This window comes from Microbulbifer sp. MKSA007 (assembly GCA_032615215.1).
Taxonomy (GTDB): domain Bacteria; phylum Pseudomonadota; class Gammaproteobacteria; order Pseudomonadales; family Cellvibrionaceae; genus Microbulbifer.
Window position 1 is genome coordinate 2,926,786 of sequence record CP128433.1, and the last position, 20,872, is coordinate 2,947,657.

General features: G+C 48.1%; 20 protein-coding genes. 14 read left to right on the forward strand and 6 right to left on the reverse strand.

What is annotated here, in order from left to right:
* Positions 1-39: 39 nt before the first annotated feature.
* Together QT397_15910 and QT397_15915 are read right to left on the reverse strand one after the other, a co-directional pair.
* Positions 40-2,199, reverse strand: a complete 2,160-nt coding sequence (locus QT397_15910) for a DNA internalization-related competence protein ComEC/Rec2 (protein WNZ54374.1) — start codon at positions 2,197-2,199, stop codon at positions 40-42.
* Complete coding sequence (locus QT397_15915) at positions 2,154-2,618, reverse strand: hypothetical protein (protein WNZ54375.1); 465 nt, start codon at positions 2,616-2,618, stop codon at positions 2,154-2,156. Before QT397_15915 ends, QT397_15910 begins: the two co-directional genes overlap by 46 nt.
* 270 nt (positions 2,619-2,888) lie before the next feature.
* Between QT397_15915 and QT397_15920 the strand changes: the two genes are divergently transcribed.
* Entirely contained in the window at positions 2,889-3,827 is a 939-nt protein-coding gene (locus QT397_15920; protein WNZ54376.1) for a porin, read from the forward strand.
* A gap of 122 nt (positions 3,828-3,949) precedes the next feature.
* On the opposite strand, the gene QT397_15925 is transcribed toward QT397_15920, so the two are convergent.
* Positions 3,950-5,434, reverse strand: coding sequence for a bifunctional 2-methylcitrate dehydratase/aconitate hydratase (locus tag QT397_15925; GenBank protein ID WNZ54377.1), 1,485 nt, complete (start codon positions 5,432-5,434; stop codon positions 3,950-3,952).
* A 137-nt stretch (positions 5,435-5,571) separates the two neighbouring features.
* On the opposite strand from QT397_15925, the gene QT397_15930 reads away from it, so the two are divergent.
* From QT397_15930 to yegQ, 3 genes are all read left to right on the forward strand, one after another.
* Positions 5,572-6,216, forward strand: a complete 645-nt coding sequence (locus tag QT397_15930) for a Crp/Fnr family transcriptional regulator (protein ID WNZ54378.1) — start codon at positions 5,572-5,574, stop codon at positions 6,214-6,216.
* A gap of 87 nt (positions 6,217-6,303) precedes the next feature.
* Positions 6,304-6,873, forward strand: coding sequence for a cytochrome P460 family protein (locus QT397_15935; protein WNZ54379.1), 570 nt, complete (start codon positions 6,304-6,306; stop codon positions 6,871-6,873).
* A gap of 179 nt (positions 6,874-7,052) precedes the next feature.
* The gene (yegQ, locus tag QT397_15940) at positions 7,053-8,384 is read left to right on the forward strand and encodes a tRNA 5-hydroxyuridine modification protein YegQ (protein ID WNZ54380.1); all 1,332 of its coding nucleotides are present in this window, start codon (positions 7,053-7,055) and stop codon (positions 8,382-8,384) included.
* A 97-nt stretch (positions 8,385-8,481) separates the two neighbouring features.
* Here the strand turns inward: yegQ and QT397_15945 are convergent, their stop codons facing one another.
* Complete coding sequence (locus QT397_15945) at positions 8,482-8,751, reverse strand: hypothetical protein (GenBank protein WNZ54381.1); 270 nt, start codon at positions 8,749-8,751, stop codon at positions 8,482-8,484.
* A gap of 132 nt (positions 8,752-8,883) precedes the next feature.
* On the opposite strand from QT397_15945, the gene QT397_15950 reads away from it, so the two are divergent.
* The 8 genes from QT397_15950 to QT397_15985 all read left to right on the forward strand — a co-directional run bounded on the left by QT397_15950 (position 8,884) and on the right by QT397_15985 (position 16,911).
* Positions 8,884-10,134: an efflux RND transporter periplasmic adaptor subunit gene (locus tag QT397_15950; GenBank protein WNZ54382.1), complete on the forward strand. Its 1,251-nt coding sequence runs from the start codon at positions 8,884-8,886 to the stop codon at positions 10,132-10,134.
* Positions 10,135-10,169: 35 nt separating this feature from the next.
* Complete coding sequence (locus QT397_15955; GenBank protein WNZ54383.1) at positions 10,170-10,886, forward strand: ABC transporter ATP-binding protein; 717 nt, start codon at positions 10,170-10,172, stop codon at positions 10,884-10,886.
* Positions 10,883-13,318, forward strand: coding sequence for an ABC transporter permease (locus QT397_15960; protein ID WNZ54384.1), 2,436 nt, complete (start codon positions 10,883-10,885; stop codon positions 13,316-13,318). Before QT397_15955 ends, QT397_15960 begins: the two co-directional genes overlap by 4 nt.
* 89 nt (positions 13,319-13,407) lie before the next feature.
* On the forward strand, positions 13,408-14,316 hold the full coding sequence (locus QT397_15965; protein ID WNZ54385.1) for an alpha/beta hydrolase: 909 nt from the start codon (positions 13,408-13,410) through the stop codon (positions 14,314-14,316).
* A 137-nt stretch (positions 14,317-14,453) separates the two neighbouring features.
* The gene (locus QT397_15970) at positions 14,454-14,825 is read left to right on the forward strand and encodes a Rid family hydrolase (protein WNZ54386.1); all 372 of its coding nucleotides are present in this window, start codon (positions 14,454-14,456) and stop codon (positions 14,823-14,825) included.
* Positions 14,826-14,898: 73 nt separating this feature from the next.
* A complete protein-coding gene (locus QT397_15975; GenBank protein WNZ54387.1) occupies positions 14,899-15,501 on the forward strand; it encodes a hypothetical protein in 603 nt (200 codons plus the stop codon).
* A gap of 99 nt (positions 15,502-15,600) precedes the next feature.
* Entirely contained in the window at positions 15,601-16,107 is a 507-nt protein-coding gene (locus QT397_15980) for an N-acetyltransferase family protein (protein ID WNZ54388.1), read from the forward strand.
* A 486-nt stretch (positions 16,108-16,593) separates the two neighbouring features.
* Positions 16,594-16,911: a heavy metal-binding domain-containing protein gene (locus tag QT397_15985; protein WNZ54389.1), complete on the forward strand. Its 318-nt coding sequence runs from the start codon at positions 16,594-16,596 to the stop codon at positions 16,909-16,911.
* Positions 16,912-16,923: 12 nt separating this feature from the next.
* Here QT397_15985 and QT397_15990 read toward each other — a convergent pair whose 3' ends face one another.
* Positions 16,924-17,985: an FAD-dependent monooxygenase gene (locus QT397_15990; protein WNZ54390.1), complete on the reverse strand. Its 1,062-nt coding sequence runs from the start codon at positions 17,983-17,985 to the stop codon at positions 16,924-16,926.
* A gap of 273 nt (positions 17,986-18,258) precedes the next feature.
* Here QT397_15990 and QT397_15995 point away from each other — a divergent pair, with 273 nt between their 5' ends.
* Complete coding sequence (locus QT397_15995) at positions 18,259-18,678, forward strand: hypothetical protein (GenBank protein WNZ54391.1); 420 nt, start codon at positions 18,259-18,261, stop codon at positions 18,676-18,678.
* A 275-nt stretch (positions 18,679-18,953) separates the two neighbouring features.
* Positions 18,954-19,364 carry a hypothetical protein gene (locus QT397_16000; protein WNZ54392.1) on the forward strand — a complete coding sequence of 137 codons (411 nt, stop codon included), beginning with the start codon at positions 18,954-18,956 and terminating at the stop codon, positions 19,362-19,364.
* A gap of 158 nt (positions 19,365-19,522) precedes the next feature.
* Here QT397_16000 and QT397_16005 read toward each other — a convergent pair.
* Positions 19,523-20,685 (reverse strand): IS3 family transposase gene (locus tag QT397_16005; GenBank protein ID WNZ54393.1). Its coding sequence is split into 2 segments (ribosomal slippage): positions 19,523-20,427 and positions 20,427-20,685, totalling 1,164 coding nucleotides; the frame shifts between segments, so codons are not numbered across the junction.
* Positions 20,686-20,872 lie beyond the last annotated feature (187 nt).

The window sequence follows — 20,872 nt, forward strand, 5'->3', positions numbered from 1 at the left end:
TCACAGCTGGTGCCGGCGGCTAAGTCCTCCCACGCATCCTTATTCCCTGTTGTGACTCGCATACCAAAACCGTGGTGCCAAACGAGCCTGTAAAATTTGCGGCTCTTGTTCTCCGGCTCGCCAGAAAAATTCTACCGCTCCGCTCTCCGCAGTACTGAAAATGCTGGCACCGAAGTTTTGGTAGCGCTTCACAACATCGGTGTGAGGGTGGCCAAAGTGGTGTCGGAAACCGGCACTAAATACAACCCGTTTAGGCCTGGCCCATTCGAGCAAAGCGACCGATGAGGAAGAGCGGGAACCATGATGGGGCGCAATCAGTACGTCAACAGCGGGAAATTGTGGATACATTTTAGACAGTTGATATTCAACCTTACGACTGATATCCCCAGTAAGCAGTAAACGCACCCCCTGCCACTCAGCCAAAATTACACAGCTGTGATCGTTCTCCTCACCATCCAGTAATTCCTCTCCCTGTGCCGTTAAGGAAGGCCATAACCATCGAAATGATATATCTCCCAGTTGCTCTTCCGTTCCTGCCCGACACTGCTCAGTAATCGTGGCTGGCGATAATGGTAAATTGCTAGCTAAAGTCCCCGGAGCATAGAGCTTTTTTGCTTCAATGTTTCTAAGTAAACCCGCCATGCCGCCGGCATGATCCCTGTCGCCATGGCTGACGATCAGCACATCGAGTTCACTACCTCCGCTACTCATCAAGTAGGGAGCCACTATCGAACCTCCCGCGCTCCAGCCCGAGGGGATTGAAGGCCCTGCATCGTAAACAATACGGCTTTTTCCGGTGCTGATAACTACTGACAACCCCTGACCAACATCCAGCACTGATAATTTCAAACGCTCATCTGCCGGTGCCAATGTAGAAAGCCAGGGCTGAGCAACTGGAAGAAAAAATAACCAGCCCAACTTGCGCCCTGGCAACCCTTTAGGCAGCAAAAGTAGCACCGCGCCAAGCCCGGCAATGACTATCGCCAATGCAGTGGAGGCAATCACAAAACCACGAAACCCCGGTATCGAATGATCGACAATATTGAGCGCAGTCATCAGCAGATCCAATTGCCAACCTGCAAACTGCAGCAGCCAAACACCCAGCTGAGTATCAATAAATACAGCACCTAACATAAGTGATGGCAAAATAGACAGGCCCATCCAGGGAATCGCTACAAGATTGACCAATACACCTGAAAGGCTAAAGCCTGAAAAATATATTATCGATGGAATAAACAGGCCAATTGCAATCAGCCACTGGCTTCGCAACAGCTGCCATAACGATAATTGGGAAAACCGGTGCTGCCATGAGGTTACAGCACCAGAGGCCTCAGCCTTCGGCCTCCATTGCGGCTCTCGACTTAAGCTAATTCGCCCACTAAACCCCAAAAGCAGACTCCCGACGGCCACGAAGGACAACCAAAAACCAGCACTGTAAAAAGCCAGTGGCTGCAGGGTAAGCACTATTGCCAGTGCCAATGAGAAAGCAAAACCCGCTCCCAGTCTGCGCCGCCAGTGCCACCCCAGCAACAGCACCCAGGTCATTACAAGCGCACGTTGCGCGGATAGAGGAACGCCGGCGATCAAGGTATATACAAGGCTCGCCACCAAGGCGAGTCCTATCGCAATACCAAAACGGCTGGTGCCCGTAAAAAGCCCAATCCCTTTTGCCAGTACGGTGCCCATCAACAAAATACAACCGGCTACCATGCCCACATGTAAGCCGGATATGGCAATAAGGTGGCCCGTACCTGTCCTTTTAAGCAGGTCGGTATCACCTTCGCTCAACTGACTGCGATCCCCAAGCAATAGCGCAGCTATCAGGTCCGGTCGTTGGATCGGTAACTGACTAATTAGGGAGCGCAATTCATCCCTTAACCCGATAATGCCATTCCCCTGCCCCAGCCACTGAGGAGGATAATCGCGGGGGCGAACATACCCTGTTGCCGTAATTCCCTCTCGCAAAAGCCAGCCTTCATAGTCGAATGTATGTGGATTAACGCTCCCCCTGGGAGTTCTCAATCGCACAGGCAATATCCATTGAGAGCCACCCCGCAGGCGAGCCAGAGCCTCATCGTCAACTCGATACCAGGTTAGGTTGAGAAGGCTTCCGATAGGTAGCTCTGGCGGTGCTAACTGGCCACCCTCTTCACCTAAAGAACTGGAAACAATATCCACAACTCGAGCGCGAAAACGCACCGTTTGTGATTCTGAACTAGCGCCAAACCCTCCCCCTCAGTTAATTCAGGCAGCGAGACCAGGTTCAACTGAAGTACGAAGTCCGCACCATGTGCACCGAGGGGGAGCCGGCGATCCAGCGATGCTTCATGAGAGTGGAGTGCCCAGGTCGCACCAATAAAGGAGAGAAAGATCAGAGCAAGGGGGCGCCAGCGGCGTATTACCACCCAGGCAAACAAGGCTAGAGAGAGATACAGTGCCCACAGAGTGCTTTCAGCGGGTAATCGGGCAAGACATCCCACTGCGATAATAGATAGCGAATAGACCCAAAGATATATGCTGGGCCCCATGTAGACGACAATGCCTCTCGCCTTAGCCAGCAGGCGAGAAAGCCCGTAAATTCTCTCCCGAAAACTCCATAATTCCATCCCCAGCGCCATCCCTTACACCATCTTTTTGTTCAACTATTGACCACCTTCACTCAAATCAACGATGATTGCGAACCGCCGCTTCAGGCGCCTAAAACCTTAATATAGCTAGCTAACCTGCCATTCATAGCACTGACCAGTCACATATTTTTAAGAAAAATGCCATTTTTAACATGTTTGTCATATTCAAAACGCAGAATCCGCACCAAATCGAAAGGCAGCCAACTAGGACGACACGGAAGGCACCTTTCAACCCAAAACCATAAACTGTGCGAGACGATTATGAATAAGACCGCTCTCTCTCTGGCCATCGTTGCCATGGTACCTGCTCTGGCCAACGCCCAAGATGAAGGCGATGTACTCGACTTTTACGGCAAAGCCAACGTCACCTTCCAGGCTGCCGACGAAGGTGACGATTCCGTCACTGACGTTCAGAGCAACGCTTCCCGCCTGGGCGTGAAAGGTGAAATCGCCCTGACTGAAGGCGTTAAAGGTATCTACCGTATGGAATACGAAGTAGATATGGACGGTGACGCTGACGATACTTTCTCCCAGCGCAACATCTACGCAGGCCTGGAAGGCGGCTTTGGCCAGGTCATCGCTGGTAAGTTCGATACTCCCCTGAAAGTTGCCCAGAAGAAAGTTGACCTGTTTAACGACCTCGAAGGCGATATCAAGAGCCTGATCACCAGCAGCGATAATCGCGAAGAAGACGCACTTCAGTACACTACTCCTTCTTTCGGTGGCTTCAAAGCTTCTGCGGCTTTCATCAGCAACAAAGAAGAAGTTATTGACGAAACTACCGGCGAAGAACGCAACAACGGCGTTTCCATGTCTGTCGCCTATGACAACAACGGTGTTTACCTGGCCTACGCTATGGACCAGGACGTTGAAGGTCAGGACGTTGACGTTCATCGTTTTGTAGCTCAGTACAACATCGGCCCTGTACAAGTAGGCGCCCTGTTCGAAGAGCAAGATGCTGACGGCGGCGAAACTGTCGACGGCTGGATGAGCTCTGTTGCTTACAAGCTGGACCAGTGGACTCTGAAAGCCCAGTACGGCCAGTCTGATATCAAAGAAGAAGGCGGCGAGACTTTCAGCCTGGGCGCAGACTACAAATTCAACAGCGCAGCCAAAATTTTCGGCTTCTACACCGACGAAACTGCTGACGAAGACTACGATCGCAGCTACGCCGGTATTGGTGTTGAATACAAGTTCTAATCATTCCTTAAATGTGGCGGTCCAAATTGGAAAGTGCGACTCTGCCGCTTGGGGAAGATTGAGCAATGAAAAAGGCGGCCTTTGGCCGCCTTTTTCACTCTGGGGAATTTCCTAAGGAGCCTCTAAATAACCAATAGATCCATAAAGCGATTAACTGACAACTGCTTTAACCCTTGAAGATCATTAATAGCTGCAAAAATTTTATTAGCCCGCCCTTGAGGGAATCGCGTAGCTAAATTACTACGGAACTTATCTTCCAATAACGGAATCCCCTCCCGTCGGCGACGGCGGTGTCCCATCGGATATTCAACTTCAATCTTTTCTGATGCGTCACCACTTTTAAAAAATACTTGTACCGCACTGGCTATAGAACGCTTATCTGGGTCTAAATAATCTTTTGAGTAACCTTTATCTTCTATCACTTCAATCTTGTCCCGCAAGATATCGATCTCTTTGTGATCGCGATGAAAATCATCTTCATAAAAACCTGGCTGTAAGTCACCAAAAATAAGCGCCACTGCAACAATATATTGCAAACAATGATCCCGATCTGCCGGATTATTTAATGGACCTGATTTAGTGATGATGCGAAGGGCTGATTCATGTGTGGTCACTACCACCTTGGTAATATTATCGATACGGTCTGCAACCTGTGGATGTAAAATAATTGCCGCCTCACAAGCTGTTTGACCGTGAAACTCAGCCGGATAAGAAATTTTGAATAAGATATTCTCCATGACATAGGAGCCAAAACTTCTGGGGAACTGAAAATTGCGCTCTGATGGTGGTTTCAGTTGCTGCTCAGCATTTGTCTTGCTAAACAGGACATCATAAAACCCCCATTGTTTCGCCGTAAGTACTCCGGGCACTCCCATTTCTCCACTTATCGCCAAATCAGCCAAGCGAACACCACGGGAACTCGCATCACCTGCAGCCCAGGACTTGCGTGATCCAGTATTCGGGGAATGCCTATAAGCCCGCAATGCTCCACCGTCCGCCCACGCCTGAGACACCGCCGCCATTACTTCCTCCCGCCCAGCACCTTTAAGCCAGGCAGCCACAGCGGCAGAAGCAACCCGCACCAGTAGTACATGATCGAGCCCAACCCGATTAAAGCTGTTAGACAATGCCAAGACACCTTGAATCTCGTAGGCTTTGACCATTGCTTCGAGTACCGCGCCCATTTTTATTGGGCTTCCCCCTTTAACTAATCGCCCTTGCGACAGGTGGTCACAAACGGCCAATATTGCCCCAAGATTGTCAGAGGGATGCCCCCATTCAGCCGCCAACCAAGTGTCGTTGTAATCGAGCCATCGAATTGTACAGCCGATGTCCCATGACGCTTTTATCGGGTCCAAGCGAAACCGGGTGCCAGGTACCCGGGCCCCATTCGGCACCCATGTCCCCTCCACCCAGGGTCCTAACAACTTTGTACATTCAGGGAAACTCAACGCCAGAAAGGCACACCCCAAGGAGTCCATCAGGCTTAACCGTGCTGTTTCCCAAGCATCACTGGAACCCACTTTGAAATGAAGCACATAATCTGCGATATCCTGTATCACCTGATCGTAATCGGGGCGGATATTCGGAGCGGGGTCAGCAATCATGATTGAATAGCCCGTGAAATTGTCGGAGGGCAAAACAGATGGAGTAAGATTAGCTGCTTCCTAAACTTCAGATAGCTAAACAAACGACCGAAGAATTCTATATTGTTAGGAATCTCTAAAAACAGGAATCAACCCACTTGCAACGAACTAGCGACCCAATAAAAACACTTCGATTCCTCAAAGAAACGGTATTATTCCGACAAGGGGATTCTGGTCCCCAGATTTATTTTATTCATGCCGGCTACGTCCTTATCCAAAAAGTGGACTACTGCGGCAACCTAGCCATTGTCGATCTCTATGGGCCCGGATCATGGTTTGGACCAGGTCTAACTGGGAAAAACCTGGATATTCAAGCAACCGCCAAATCTGGCAGTGAACTGGAAGCTGCTTCCATTCAACATGTAAACGCCATGATGGCGCGCCAATCACAGACCTTCGATGAGCTGTTGCAACAACTAGCCGCAAGGGAGTCTCAGCTTCAGCAACGTCTTTTCCTCCACATCACCGCCCCCTTACCGGTCCGGTTGGCCAACCTGTTAGCACAACTATTTAATTACCGGGGACAACCCTGTGGCCATGGACATCAACTAGACATCAAGTTGACCCAGTCCGAACTGGCCGCCATGGCCGGTGGCAGCAGGCAAACAGTCAGCCAACAGCTTAAACAGTGGAAGTCTGATGGAGTTATCGACTATACGCGCCAATATATCTGCCTTCTCGATCAAACCGCGTTAAAAGGCCTGGCAGAGAACCAAATATATGCGCCAGTGTCAGCCAGCTGACAGTTTTACCCTTCCCGCCTTCATATACTTTCCAGCAGCTGAAACCCGGGTATAGCTCTCCCACATCAACAGCAATGGAAAAGGATTATGCGCAGCGCCTACTTATTAACCTCTTTAGTTCTGACACTCGTATTGGGTATTTCTGCAAAGGCCGATGAAAACCTCAATTCAACCTATAAAAGCATGGTTGATAGCAAGGGGAATATTACTTTGCCGGATAATTACCGCCGGGAATGGGTCTTCCTGGGCTCCTATCAGGTAAAGTCCTCGAGTGGCGATGGATGGGATACTCATAATGTTTATACCCAACCCCAGGCAGTAGAAGGGTATCGCAAAAAGGGGAAGTTTCCCGATGGGACAGTTTTGGTAAAGGATGTTAATAGCACCCAATCGGAGCCCTTAACCACAGGGTTGGCTTATTACTCCTCAGACCTTCAATTCACTTTTATGATGGTAAAAGACGATAACAACCGCTTCCCAGAAAACCCGGCTTGGGCAGAAGGCTGGGGATGGGCTTTATTTAAGCCAGGAATAGCCAAAAGTGAAACTGAAACCTGGAAAGGCACCGGGCTTAACAACTGTTTTGGATGTCATTTGCCTGCCAAGAATAATGACTGGGTATACACACAGGGTTATCAGCAGGTCCTGCAGAACTAAAAAGTAAACAGCAAAAATCAGAGGTTAGAGGTCTATTATTCGGCTAGAGTAACAGCATAGATTCCCTCCATAACAGCTTATCACCCCCACCCCAGCGCTAATTGATTTATATCAATTAGCGCGATCTTGAATACCGTTAACATGCGGCCGCGTCCGACTATTCCACTATGAGTTTTTCCGTGTTTAAACCTGAGTTACTGTCCCCCGCAGGGACTTTAAAAAATATGCGATATGCGTTTGCCTATGGTGCCGATGCCGTTTATGCCGGCCAGCCCCGCTACAGCTTGCGTGTGCGCAATAATGAATTTAAAAATATTGAAACCCTGCGCCTAGGCATAGAAGAAGCACACCAGCAGGGAAAACAGTTCTATATCGCATCTAACATCGCCGCTCACAACGACAAAGTTCGCAGTTACCTGCGGGACCTGGAAGAAATTGTAGAAATGGGGCCTGACGCCCTGATTATGTCCGACCCAGGCCTGATAATGATGGTAAGGGAGCGTTGGCCTGATCTGCCAGTTCACCTATCCGTACAGGCCAATGCGGTAAACTACGCGACCGTAAAGTTCTGGCATCGCCAGGGGTTATCTCGGGTGATACTTTCCCGGGAATTATCCCTGGATGAGATTGAAGAAATTCGCCAGAGAGTGCCTGAAATGGAGCTGGAAGTCTTTGTCCACGGTGCGCTCTGTATCGCCTATTCCGGGCGCTGCTTACTATCCGGTTATATGACCCATAGAGATGCCAACCAGGGCGCCTGCACCAACTCCTGCCGCTGGCAATACCAAGCTCATGAAGCCAAAGAGAATGAAGTTGGCGAGTTGATTCATGTGCAAACCCAGGAACCCACCAAGCAACCCACCTCCGCCAGTGACAGTACTTCTCAGGCCTTTTTACTACAGGAAGAAGGTCGCCCTGGAGAATATATGCCGGCCTACGAAGATGAGCACGGTACCTACATCATGAACTCCAAAGATCTGCGGGCCGTACAGCACGTCAAGCGCCTATCGGAAATGGGCGTTCACTCTTTAAAAATCGAAGGTCGCACCAAATCCCACTACTATGTGGCTCGTACTGCTCAGATCTATCGTCGCGCGATAGACGATGCTGCAGCAGGAAAAGACTTTGACATGAAGATGATGGACGAATTAGAAACCCTCTCGAACCGAGGCTACACGGAAGGTTTCTACCGTCGCCATCCACCAGCAGAATACCAGCAATATGAAAAGGGGTTGATATCAACTCCGGGCCAACAGTTCGTAGGCGAGCTTATTGACGGCAGTCCTGAGCATTTGACGATTGATGTTAAAAATCGCTTTGAACGCGGTGATCAATTGGAGTTAATGACTCCCAGCGGTAGCTTGTTCTTCCCCTTGGAGCAAATGGAGAATACGGAAGGTAAGGCTATCGATGTGGCTCCGGGATCCGGGCATATCGTGCAAATACCCCGACCAGAGGGGGTTGATGACGATCAACTTCAACAGGCGCTATTGGTCAAAGCTCTGGGATAACCCTCGGCCTGTAATTTGCACTATGGCTTATCAAGCTCTTCGTTTTGCAAATATATTTTGTTAAAGGTGTAGTGGTTTAGACAATCTACCGGATTCACTAAGCCACGACACCTTTATTCCCACTACATCTCCACAATTTTACTTGTGAACCTATCCTCAAAATGCATTGGGTAATCGTTAAACCTCTCAAGTTACTGCCCACCTCATAATATTCAAACCGTCCTGTATTTCCCCACCATTCACCGCAAGCAACTGGTTCTTGTACCAATTTTCCTGCATTTTCAGCCTCACCTAAAACCCTTTTAAAGCCCTGAGTTTTGATCACAAAAATATGCTCGACAGTACTAATTACAAGATAAAAACCCACCCTCCCTCGGAGTTCCAACAGGAATACACCCGTTTTAAATAGTTATGATTTTCCACCTCTAACTCGCCCCCGCATCAAGGTTTCACAGTAGAAATGCGTGCAACGATTGCTTAACCAAGGAAATGCCGCAATATGGATATTATTAAACCTAAGAAACGCCCCCTGATTAAGCACCCTTTAATGCTAGGTGGTGCTGCTCTTGCTTTTGTGGCATTTACCAGCACCCTCCTGTTACTTCCTGACAGCGCCTATAAGGTAGAGCGGGAACAGCTGATGTTGGGTACCGTCCAACAGGGAGACCTGCAAGTTGTGGTAGATGGCTACGGTAGGCTGCGTTCAGACAAGCAGACTTTAATTACCGCCCTAACCGCAGCGAATGTTGAAAAAATCATGTTGCGTCCCGGTGCAGAAGTACAAAGTGATAGCATCATTATGCAGCTGAGTAATCCAGAGTTAATGCGCGACCTGGATGCAGCCGAAACCTCCCTGGAGCAAGAGGAAGCTAATCTGCGCCGGCTTGTTCTGAACAACCAGCGCGATGTTCTCGCGGAGGAAGCCATACTCGCGGAATTGAACTCCAATTACCAAGTGATCAAGTTGCGTCGCGAAGCTGAGGACGAGCTGGTAAAAAGTGGAGTGGTTTCCCAGCTCACCTACCAAACCACCGTCTTACGCCAGGAACAGATGAAAAAACGTGTGGACCTGCAAAAACAGCGTATCAATCACTTGCGCAAAGTCGCCGTCGAATCAGAGTTAATCCAGCGCGAGCAAATCAACCAAGCCCAAACCCAATTGCAAAGTATCCAGCAACGTACAGACCGACTGACAGTACGCGCCGGCCTGAACGGCATACTGCAACGACTACCAGTAGAGCTGGGGCAAGGTGTCGATCCCGGGCAAGAGCTGGCGCTGATCGGCAGCGAGACTGATCTTCTCGCTTTGGTTCAAGTACCACAATCCAAAGCAGAGCAACTGGAGGTTGGCCAGCCCGCTGAAATTGATACCCGCAGAGAAAAGGTCGAAGGTATGGTAACCCGTATTACTCCTGAAGTTCGGGACGGCAATATTGAAGTGGAAATTGCTTTTAGCGCGGGCGCGCCAGAGTCTGCCAGGCCACAGCTCAACGTCGATGCCCGGATATTCACTGCCACGATGGAAAATACGTTGTTCGTCGAGAGACCTATCAATGTGCAGAGGCACAGTGAGGCCAATCTCTTCCTGATTAACGAAAACGGGGAGGAAGCGGCACTCCAGCCCATCAGCTTCGGCGAGGAGTCAGGTCGATATATCCAGATCACCCAAGGCCTCAATGAAGCGGACCGCATCATCCTCTCGGATATGGCCAATTTTAATGAAGCTGAGCATATCCAGATTGTTGACTAAAGCCTGAAACCCAAAGCGAGAACAGGGAGTTCGCTATGTCCAAGCCAATCCTCCATATGGCCGGGATCACTAAGGTGTTCAGCACCGAAGAAATGGAAACTCACGCCCTGCGGGGCGTTGACCTGAGTATTTACCAGGGGGAATTTGTATCTATCTGCGGCCCCTCGGGTTGCGGTAAATCCACACTTCTCTCGATTCTCGGCCTGCTGGACCTCCCCACCAGCGGCAGCTATCAGATTGAAGGCATTGAAGTCGCTCAATTGTCGCTGAGTGAGGCGGCGACTATTCGCAACGAGAAAGTAGGCTTTATCTTCCAGTCCTTTAACCTGATTGACGAACTCTCTGTCTACGACAATATCGCCCTACCCCTGCGATACCGCCGCAATCCCATTCCCAAGCCTGAAGCCGACAAAAAAGTGAAACACTGCCTGGAGAAGGTGGGAATGAGTCACCGGGCCTCTCACAAACCTAACCAGTTATCCGGTGGCCAACAGCAGCGAATCGCCATAGCCCGCGCGCTAGTTGGCAATCCATCCCTGCTACTGGTGGACGAGCCCACCGGCAACCTGGATTCCCACAATGGCGATGCAGTAATGGAAATGCTGCGGCAACTCAATAATGAAGGTACCACCCTGTGCATGGTGACCCATGACCCTCGCTATGCAGATATGGCCAGCCGTCAATTGCATCTGCTGGATGGAAAAATCTCAACGCCGCAGCCCATACTAGAGCCCCATGAGATGGCCCTATGATCACCACAAAGGACCTGTCCATTGCCCTCCAGTCCCTCAATCGGGCGCGGAGCTACGCCACCACTATTATTCTGACCCTGGGTATCACTCTCGGCGCCCTGGTAACGCTGTTTAATCTCAACTACCAACTGTTAGCCGCACCCCTACCCTACCCGGACGAAGATCGGCTGTATGTCGTGAATGGTAATCTCTACCAGAACAAGCAGCTGCGGCTGGAAAACAACAGCCAATACCCCGCCCTGGTTGAAATCTATAAGAACGATAGTTTCTTCGAGTCCAGCGCCCTGGTGTACTTCTGGGAAGATGTGGTTCGCAATTTATCCGGATCACCACGGGTTAATGTTTCCTATGTCTCTCCGGAATATCTCCAGCTGGCTGGAGCACCCCTGGCCCTGGGCAGACAATTCAATGCCGATGAAGGGCTCGACAGCCGAGTCCCTGTGGCGGTTATCAGCTATCAAACCTGGGAGCAGATGTTCCGGCGCAACCCAAATGTCTTGGAGCAAAGCCTGCAATTTGGGGAGGTGGACTTTCGCATTGTCGGCGTCACCGCCAAAGACTTCATTGAACCCCAAATCTATAAGCAGGGCCGACAAACGGCGGTCTGGCTGCCCTGGGACTTTAACGATACACAAGTAGAGCGCAGAAATAATTGGAGAGGCTTCCTGCCTTTCCGCATGCTCACAGGAAAGCTGAAGCCGGGCATTGACCCCGCCAGTGCGGGGCATGAATTGAGCACATTAATGGATGCCCAATATCAAGCTGCCCTAGCGGGAAGATCCTCTTCGGTAGAAAGGTCCGTTGAATACCGACTCACCCCCTTCGCCAATAAAATACTTGGCGACAGCGCCACGCGAACCTTAATGGTAATGGGCGGTACACTGGTGCTTCTGTTAATTGCCTGCGCCAATGTTACCAACCTGATTCTTTCTCGCGCAGCCAAACAACAACGCAATATGGCGATACAGGTCGCGTTGGGCGCACATAAAAAACATATCTTTTTGGCCCTGCTATGTGAAATCGGCCTACTTATGTTAGGGGCTGCATTACTTTCTCTACTTTTAGCCCTGGGATCGACGGAAGTATTAAAGGTGATGGCTACGGAACAAATTCCTCGCATTCAAGAGCTCACCTTAAACTGGCAGACACTGGTTTTTGCACTGTTGTGTGCCTTACTGCTCGCCCTGTTCTTCTCAGCCATAGTCAGTCGCCAGGTTAATTACCGCGCACTGAATCAAATGCTGCAGAGCAGCGGCAAAGGTTCTGGCGTACAGATCTCGCCTCTAATCCGCAAAATCCTCATCAGCAGCCAAGTGGCGATGACCAGTTTGCTTATCGTCGCCAGCTTGCAGATTTTCCTTCAAGCTAACCGACTGATTAACCAGCCCTTTGGCTTCCCCTTGGACAACGTTCAAGTGATGACTCTGAATATCGGCAATCTTAGGAGTGCCCCCACTGCCGAACGAGAGAGTTATCTGAAGGCCATCAGGCAAAGATTGCTGGAGCACCCTAAAGTACAAAATGCCAGCCTGAGCCTAAACACTCCTATCTCCATCAGCCGGCCACTCTGGACCACATCCCTGAGTCATTATGCCAGCCGACAAAACCCGGTGATGGCCAAGACCACAGTGGTCGACGAAAACTACCTTTCCATTTTGCGTATGCCTTTGATAGCTGGCCGCCATATCAATGCGGCTGAATTTTCCGATAACAATCGCATGATGCTCGTCAACGAAACCCTGGCCCAGCAACTGGAGCCGGATGGAGAAGTATTAGGCAATCGCTACTACTGGCGAGGTGACTTGCCCTACCAAGTGGTCGGTGTAGTACGCAACGCAAGCCTGCCCGGCAAAAAGGAACCCGCCCGCTTATTTGTGCGCGGTATCAACGTGAGCTATCCCCTACTCGTACTCAGGCATAAGCTTCACCAACCGCTCAGCACCACAGAGATAAATCGGGAGTTTGCCGAAGTAAACAGGCAGTACAAGGTTTCCGAGCTATTCACCCTGGAGCAGGCGCGAGACCTACTCCTAAGCAATGACCGGGTCTCAGTTTGGGTAACCACCGCCCTGACATTACTGGCACTCAGCCTCGCTGCCATCGGTATCTTTGGAGTGCTCAGTTACAGTGTACAACTGCGGCGTACTGAGCTTGGCGTGCGCATGGCAACCGGCGCCCGCCCAGCGACGATTTTCTATCACACCCTGATCGATAGCCTGATTCCCGTCGTTATCGGTATCGCTGTAGCGACCTTGGTCCTAGTCCCTCTGGCGCTTTGGCTTGAGCAAAGCGAGTTCAGTATTGAAACCAGCCTCTGGGGCTGGCTGCTACCACCACTACTTATTATCGGCCTAACCGCCTCGGTGACCCTGCTTTCAGTATGGAAGATAATCAATAAGCCCGCGATTTACGCATTGCAAGGAACAGGATAATTACTTTCCACCTGATAGCCGCTGCTTGAGGTTGCGCGCTCATCGTGCAATCTTTACAGCAAATACAACAATAAGAAATGGAACAGCCAATGCAGCCTCAGCAGTGGTTATCAAACGGAAAGATTTTTGATTATCAAAACCACCAACTCTTCTATGTCGATAGCAACCCAAGCTGCCGACATAAGCATGTACTGCTTTTGATTCACGGTTTTCCGACCAGTAGTTATGACTGGCAAAAGGTATGGGCCCAACTGACAGAGCACTATCGCTGTATTGCTATGGATATGCTGGGATTCGGTTACTCAGACAAACCCAAGCAGCATAACTATAGCATCCACGGGCAAGCTGATTTACATGAAGCTCTTCTGCAACATTTAAACATTAACAAGGTCCACCTGCTGGCCCATGACTATGGGGATACCGTTGCCCAGGAGTTACTCGCCAGAGCCAATAGCGGTGGTACAACGAGATATGCCTCAGCATGCCTGCTAAACGGAGGTCTATTTCCAGAAACTCATCAAGCGCGTTTCGTACAAAAACTGCTGCTCTCTCCCGCAGGCTTCCTGGTCAACAAACTGATGAGTTACCGGCAGTTTTGCCGCAGCTTCAGTGCCATTTTCGGACCAGAGACACAACCAACCAAAAGAGATTTGCGAGACCTGTGGCAAATTCTCCAATATAAGAATGGCAACCGGCTCCTCTATAAACTAATCAGTTATATGCGCGACAGGCGCCAACATCGTCAGCGCTGGGTCGACGCCCTAAAGCAATACCCCGGCCCCCTATTACTAATCAATGGCTCATTAGACCCAGTTTCAGGGAAGCATATGGTGGATCGATTTCGGCAACTGATAGATCGGCCAACGGATATTGTTGAGCTGGGAACGATTGGGCATTATCCGCAGTGGGAGGCTCCTGAAAATGTTGGGAATGAATATCTAAAATTCCTAAAAATACACCAGAACAACCCTTTCTTACTTTCTACACTATCGGAGTAAAGTAAACTACTAGGGTAATGAGAGCTAATCATAGTAGCAATGCCGACACACTAGCCACTAGTAGTAATAACTAAGACTGGAATCTTCCTGTTTTAATTTAGTAAATCACCCAATTACAGAGCACAAAAGTAGATAGAATGATCGAAAGGATAAACTACCAAGACCTTCCCCAAGCTGCAGGCCCTTATGTACACGCAACAAAGCACAACAACACCCTATACATATCTGGCCTTACAGCGTATGAAACCGAAGTACAATCTTCTAGCTTGATTGCTCAGACTACTGAAATACTTTCCCAGCTTTCAATAATCCTTGATTGCGAGGGACTGGTAAAAAATAATTTAGTCAAACTAACAATCTTTGTTCGCGATATTGGCAGTCTAACATCCATTCGAGAGCTACTTTTTCAATTTTACGAAGAAAGTTTACCCGCTTGTTCATTGGTGGAAGTTTCAAAACTAATACACCCAGATTTACTAGTAGAAATAGAAGCTATAGCAGCCCTTTAGCGATGAAACTTACAAAATTTCACAACATTTATCTTACACTTCACGCACGAAAAGCGAGACCCAACATTTGAGTATGAGACACTTAACGACAAAAGCCATTACTATTCTATATTGCATTTCGGCCCAATATTCTATTGCCAGTAATGAAGTAACAATACATAAAATACCAAAGGAGAAGGTTGCACAGGAAAATAAACTGCTCACTGATTTATTCACCCAAGACCAAAGCGCGCGCATTGCCCCCCACCGTGACATTGACTGGGAATCACTAAATCATGAAGACAAAACCCGGCGGATAAAAGTCTTAAAAATGCTTGAGAATGGGCATATTAGAACGTCAAAGGACTACTATCATGCAGCACTTATCTTCCAGCATGGTAATAAATCAGAAGATATAAGACTGGCCCATGCTCTTGCCACTATTGCAGCAACCCTGGCAGAGGATAAGAATAAAGCTAATTGGCTAAAAGCGGCCACTTGGGATCGCTTAATGATGAATCTTGGTCGGCCACAGTGGTACGGCACTCAGTTTGTTAAAGATGACTCTGGAAACTGGAGCCTTTATAACATTGATTCTGATATAGTCTCTGATCAGCAGCGAATAGATTGGTCCGTTCGTACACTAGAAGAATCAAAGGCCATGGAAAAGTCGCTAAAGAGTAAAAAGAAAAGTTAGCATTGATAAAGCTTTACAGAGCCAGCCAGCGGGTATCTGGCTAGTCAGTTCACCACCAATCTCTGGCCAATGCTATCAAACATAGGGAGAGACAACAGTATGATACGAGCAGTTAAAGCTTCTGACTCTGCTGGGATTGCTAAAATCTACAATTACTATGTGGAGAATACCTGTATCACTTTTGAGGTAGAGCCAGTTTCTGCAGAAATTATCGCCGACCGAGTCGAAGAATGCTCAAAAAACAATCTTCCCTGGTTAGTTGCTGAGAATGAGGGCCGTTTAATTGGCTATTGTTATGCCAGTAAATGGAAAGGACGCTGTGCTTACCAGTATTCGGTGGAGGCTACCGTGTACTTGGACACGAACTATTCCTCTAAAGGCTGGGGCTCGAAGCTCTATAATGAACTGTTTAAACAGTTAAGTGAACTCAATGTCCACGCGGTAATCTGCGGTATAGCTCTACCAAATGCAGGCAGCGTAGCACTTCATGAGAAGTTTGGAATGGAAAAAGTTGCTCATTTCAAAGAGGTCGGCCGAAAATTTAACCAGTGGATAGATGTTGGTTATTGGCAGTGCTTACTCCCCTTAAGAAAGGAGAAAGCATGAAATAAGTACTTCATGAAGGAGTACATTTTAAGCAACTTTTATGTACCCACATTAACCCCACTAGGGAATTTTAACCTAAATTTTACCAAATCCTCTCTAATCTAGGGTCATAACTGCGCGCTTTTGCGCAGCAAGGGCTATTACATTGAGTAGCCGAGACTTTATTGAGGGCACTGATTCCCCCCATTATACCAAAATAAAAGTGGACAACTTACTATAGAGAAAGTTGCAGCAATTACTGGATTGCTTTTAATTTAGCTCATATTCCATCAAAAGTTACTGGCCTATATGATCATTACACTTTTCACCCCGGAACCCTACCTCATTTAATGTAAGATAAAAGCTAAAACCCAGAAAAGGTACGGTAGCTAAAAACAAACATTCGACCACCATAAAACAATTAAATATATTCGCATAACGGATCCAGGTTAGGGTAAGATCACCAAAAGAGCCAAAAATATAGGTAATTATAATTAAGGGAGTGATATGATTTTTTCAACTACAGAAACAGTACCAGGAAGAGAAATATCGGAGGCACTGGATATCGTTACGGGCAACGTTGTTCAATCAAAACATATCGGCCGTGACTTAATGGCAGGTATAAAGAGTATTGTCGGTGGAGAGATACGAGGCTATACGGAAATGCTGACCGAAGCGAGAAACAAAGCTTTTCAAAGATTAAGTGACAGTGCCCGGCAAAAAGGCGCTGATGCCGTGGTAGGAATTCGTTTTACTACAAGTGCAATTATGGATGGCTCCTCAGAAATTCTTGTTTTTGGTACAGCTGTAAAACTAAAAAAATAGGTTGGAATGCCCCTAAAGTTCTACCGCAAACTGCCCCAGTTTTCTCCGCACCGCAGGAATAGAACTGGCGGCAGCGATTAACGCTCGAAATTCAAATCTTGCTTTCAGAGATTGTCCAGTGATCATTTTCCGGCCACGCTCAGTAACCTCAATAACCTTTTTATCTTCTTGGTGGCGCAAATCAGAGTAGCCTAGGAGCTGCCCCTCAGTGATCCGTTTTGCCAATTCGGCTGCATCAGCTATCCCAAGGTTCATACCACGACCTCCAACCGGAGAGTGGCAATGGGCAGCATCCCCAGCTAGATGTATCCTGCCCTTTGTGTAAGTTTCCGCTTGCCGAATTGAGATTTTAAAGGTTCCCTCCCGCCGAACCCTCTTAACATCCACCGCCATCGGAAATGCTTTAATTGCATTATCACAGCTAGCTACCAGACGGTGTCGGCCTTCTCCCAATGGCACGGCAACAGCGACCACGCCAGATTCCATTTTGACCAAGGTAAACTTTCTTTTAGGAGGCCAATCCCCTGTATCAACATCCGCGATTGACCACACTTCTTCCAAGTCAAATCCAGGATAACTGATACCTGCAGCTTCACGAACAGTACTGCGAATACCATCCGCTCCTACGACCAGGTCAAATTGCTCCTCTTCACCATTATCAAAAAAAGCCACTACCCCACTCTTTTCCTCGGTAAGGGTTTTGAGTTCTTTCCTATATTCAACTTCGACTCCCATACCAAATAAAACCTGAGCCATGAGAGCTTCAGTTCTGTCTTGAGGAAGTCCAAGAATGGCGGGGAAATAAGTCCGATCGGAATGAAGGGGGAACTCTAGTGCTAAATGCGTATTTAGGTAAATGCATGCGCTCTGAACAGCGATCCCCTCAGCAATCAACTTTTCAGAAACGCCAGAGTGAGAAAGCAACTCAAGGCTGCGAGAAGTAACTCCCACTGCTCGACTAAGGGTTGACGCGCTATCCCGGCGGTCCACAATTCTTGGCAGTAGCCCTCGCCGAGCAAGCTCGACCGCTGTTGTAAGGCCCGTGGGCCCAGCCCCAACAATCAGTACTTTCACAGGCTACCTCAAATAACCCCACCTAACAGTAAGATAGTACATATGAAAGAGTAAGGGTGACTAGCTGGTCTGAGGCTCTTCATAAAAAACCTCGGCCGCTATCTGTGATCTCTTCACAGCAATACCAGTCACCGCTTGGTGAGTACGTGCTTAAACTTGCGAAGTCGAAACCTCTAATATCTGGCAACGATCTACAGAAGACTCGTCTTGCCAATAAGTACCCACTGTTATATCGATATTTTTTATGTTTCAGCTCTTGGGTATAATTTCTAAATGATTACACCACTTTACGATGATGTACATGGACTCGCACTTGAGATAGTCAATAAATCCGCCTCTGGGGATAAAGCTGGGTGCCAAGACTCCCTCAACTCGCTAGAGAGACTATGCGCAAAATATGCCGGAGGCGAGCTAGACCATCCCCTACAGTGGGAGGCTCTGGGTGATTTTTCAGAAAGCTGTGAGGATGCAATACAGGCATACACCCAGGGACTTAACTGCTCCATAAAATTAGATCTCCCTTTGTATTCAGCTTCAATTGCCCTGGAAATGGCTGAATGTTTTTTGAGACTAAACAATCAAGATAAAGCCTTGAAATTTGCCCATAAAGCACGTATCTATTCTGTCAGTACAGAGGATTATGAACTACAAGAATCCATTAACAATTTCCTTAGAAATCTTATACAGGTTTAGTTTACCCTTAAAGACCATCCAAGCTGAGTTATCATAGTTAACTAAAACAATGATTCTAAGATCACTGATTACTTCTATATTAGTCAGCCTAAGTTACACTCTGGCTGCACATTACATTTACGATAACTCTTTTGGTGAAGGTGAAATTCTGAAGATCCAGGCCTCCATATTGATGTTTCAAGCTTTAGTCGTTTTCATACCTACATTCACTGCCTGCTTACTAATCACACTCTGGCTAAGCAAGATCAATAGAAAGACAAAATAAGACATTCTGTATGCCCCCAACTTCAAGCATCATGGCTACCGCTTCAAAAATCAGCCTTTGCCTTATAGCAAGTTCAATAGCAACTCTTATTTCCATTATGGAGTACTGGCGAGGGCTTAATGGTAACGAACTTCTTTTAGCCAGAAGTGTCTCCGCTGTAACAACTGCCGGGAAAAACGGCCCCAAGTATATAGAACCGACGCTAGCTGCCGGAAATGATGGCATTACTGAAGTTCAAGTCATCTTAATGGCTCTAGGCTTATCGGCACTTTTGGCCTTAAGTTCGCTGATAGTGGTGACGATTTACAGGGTCAGGCACGGCCATCACAAACTCTATCTGCCTTTAGCTTTCTGTTCTACAGTTCTATGCTTGGGCATTATTTATGTTGGGTTTAAGTCCGGTATTCAGTATAGTCTTTGAAGTAGGACAAGCTTAGGCTAGTACTGAGGCATAACAAAGGAATATCAAAGTGAAAAGAATTGCCACCGCACTGCTATTTTTATTTGCGGCGATTGCCTGCTACGCTTTCGGAGTCCCTGTGGGAGGAGTGATCCTACCCATCAACAACGAACACACCACTAAGCGACTAGTTGTTCCTCAAACGCCTCAGGGCTGAGATAGCCATTGGCGCTGTGTAAGCGATTTCGATTGTAGTCTATCTCTATATACTCAAATACGGTTTCTCGCATGAGGCACCTTGTAGGAAAGCGGTTACCATGGATTGCTTCTACCTTAAGTGAGTGGAAGAACGTTTCTGCACAAGCATTATCATAGCAATTACCTTTGGCGCTCATGCTGCACCGCAGATCATACGCTGTAATTAAAGATTGATAATCTTTAGAACAATACTGGCTTCCCCTGTCAGTATGCACGATAACATTCGTAGGTTTCTTACGTCGCCATAAAGCCATTTGAAGGGCGTCACAGACCAATGTAGCCGTCATCGTTTCTGACATCGCCCAACCAATAATCAGCCGACTATATAGGTCTATCACTACAGCCAGATATAACCAACCTTCTTCCGTTCGTAGGTAGGTAATATCCCCAGCCCATTTCTGATTCGGCGCTTCAGCATTAAAGTTCTGCTCAAGCAAATTTGGAGCTACTGGCAGACCATGTTTTGAGTAGGTTGTGGCTTTATACCTCCTGCCTGCTTTAGCCCGTAGGCCCTGTCGACGCATGCTGGCAGCAATTGTTTTCTGATTATATTTACTCCCCTCACTGGCCAACTCCTTCGTCAGACGAGGGGCGCCGCTACGTTCTTTGCTGGCTATAAAGCGCTGCTGTACCAAGCTATCGAGCTGCATTCGGTACTGCTGGTGCTTGGATTGGTCAGCCGATCTTGAAACCCAGTTATAAAAGCCACTGCGAGATACGCCCAATACCTTGGCCATCGCTTTGATGCTGAATTCATGCCTGTGCTTTTGCATGAAGGCGTACCTCATTTCAGGCTCTTTGCAAAGTACGCTGCGGCCTTTTTTAAGATCGCCAGCTCCTCTGCCTGCTCAGCCAGCTGCCGCTTAAGTCGAGCATTTTCTGTGGCCAGCTCTCTCTCCGCATCCCCTCGGCTCTGATGTAACTTAGACTTACTTCGCCATCCGTAAATCTGGGAAGGATGCAATCCAAGCTGTTTAGCGGCAACGCTTACCCCGACCTTGAGCGCCAGTGCTAGGGCATCCTTCCTATACTCCTCTGAGTATTGTTTACGAGTGGTTTTGGTTGGTTTATTTGATCTTGTCATAGAGCACCTCTGCTGCGTAGTTTATCGCTTAAGAGAGTGTCCATCGTTGATGGGTAGGATCAGAGTAATCTTCCTTGCTCTTGGCATTATCTTTGAAGGAATCTTCTGGATTAAGCTATTTAAACGTAAAAAGAAGCCAACATAGGTGTAGTAATACAACGTTACTTCGGCTAGATTCAATTGAACT

Bases quoted from the DNA above. Each gene is read 5' to 3' on its own strand.
- QT397_15985 (WNZ54389.1), top strand. From the start codon at position 16,594: ATGATTTTTTCAACTACAGAAACAGTACCAGGAAGAGAAATATCGGAG.
- QT397_15960 (WNZ54384.1), top strand. From the start codon at position 10,883: ATGATCACCACAAAGGACCTGTCCATTGCCCTCCAGTCCCTCAATCGG.
- QT397_15920 (WNZ54376.1), top strand. From the start codon at position 2,889: ATGAATAAGACCGCTCTCTCTCTGGCCATCGTTGCCATGGTACCTGCT.
- QT397_15965 (WNZ54385.1), top strand. From the start codon at position 13,408: ATGCAGCCTCAGCAGTGGTTATCAAACGGAAAGATTTTTGATTATCAA.
- QT397_15980 (WNZ54388.1), top strand. From the start codon at position 15,601: ATGATACGAGCAGTTAAAGCTTCTGACTCTGCTGGGATTGCTAAAATC.
- QT397_15955 (WNZ54383.1), top strand. From the start codon at position 10,170: ATGTCCAAGCCAATCCTCCATATGGCCGGGATCACTAAGGTGTTCAGC.
- QT397_15925 (WNZ54377.1), bottom strand. From the start codon at position 5,434: ATGATTGCTGACCCCGCTCCGAATATCCGCCCCGATTACGATCAGGTG.
- QT397_15970 (WNZ54386.1), top strand. From the start codon at position 14,454: ATGATCGAAAGGATAAACTACCAAGACCTTCCCCAAGCTGCAGGCCCT.
- QT397_15915 (WNZ54375.1), bottom strand. From the start codon at position 2,618: ATGGCGCTGGGGATGGAATTATGGAGTTTTCGGGAGAGAATTTACGGG.
- QT397_15950 (WNZ54382.1), top strand. From the start codon at position 8,884: ATGGATATTATTAAACCTAAGAAACGCCCCCTGATTAAGCACCCTTTA.
- QT397_15995 (WNZ54391.1), top strand. From the start codon at position 18,259: ATGATTACACCACTTTACGATGATGTACATGGACTCGCACTTGAGATA.
- QT397_15975 (WNZ54387.1), top strand. From the start codon at position 14,899: ATGAGACACTTAACGACAAAAGCCATTACTATTCTATATTGCATTTCG.
- QT397_16000 (WNZ54392.1), top strand. From the start codon at position 18,954: ATGCCCCCAACTTCAAGCATCATGGCTACCGCTTCAAAAATCAGCCTT.
- QT397_15935 (WNZ54379.1), top strand. From the start codon at position 6,304: ATGCGCAGCGCCTACTTATTAACCTCTTTAGTTCTGACACTCGTATTG.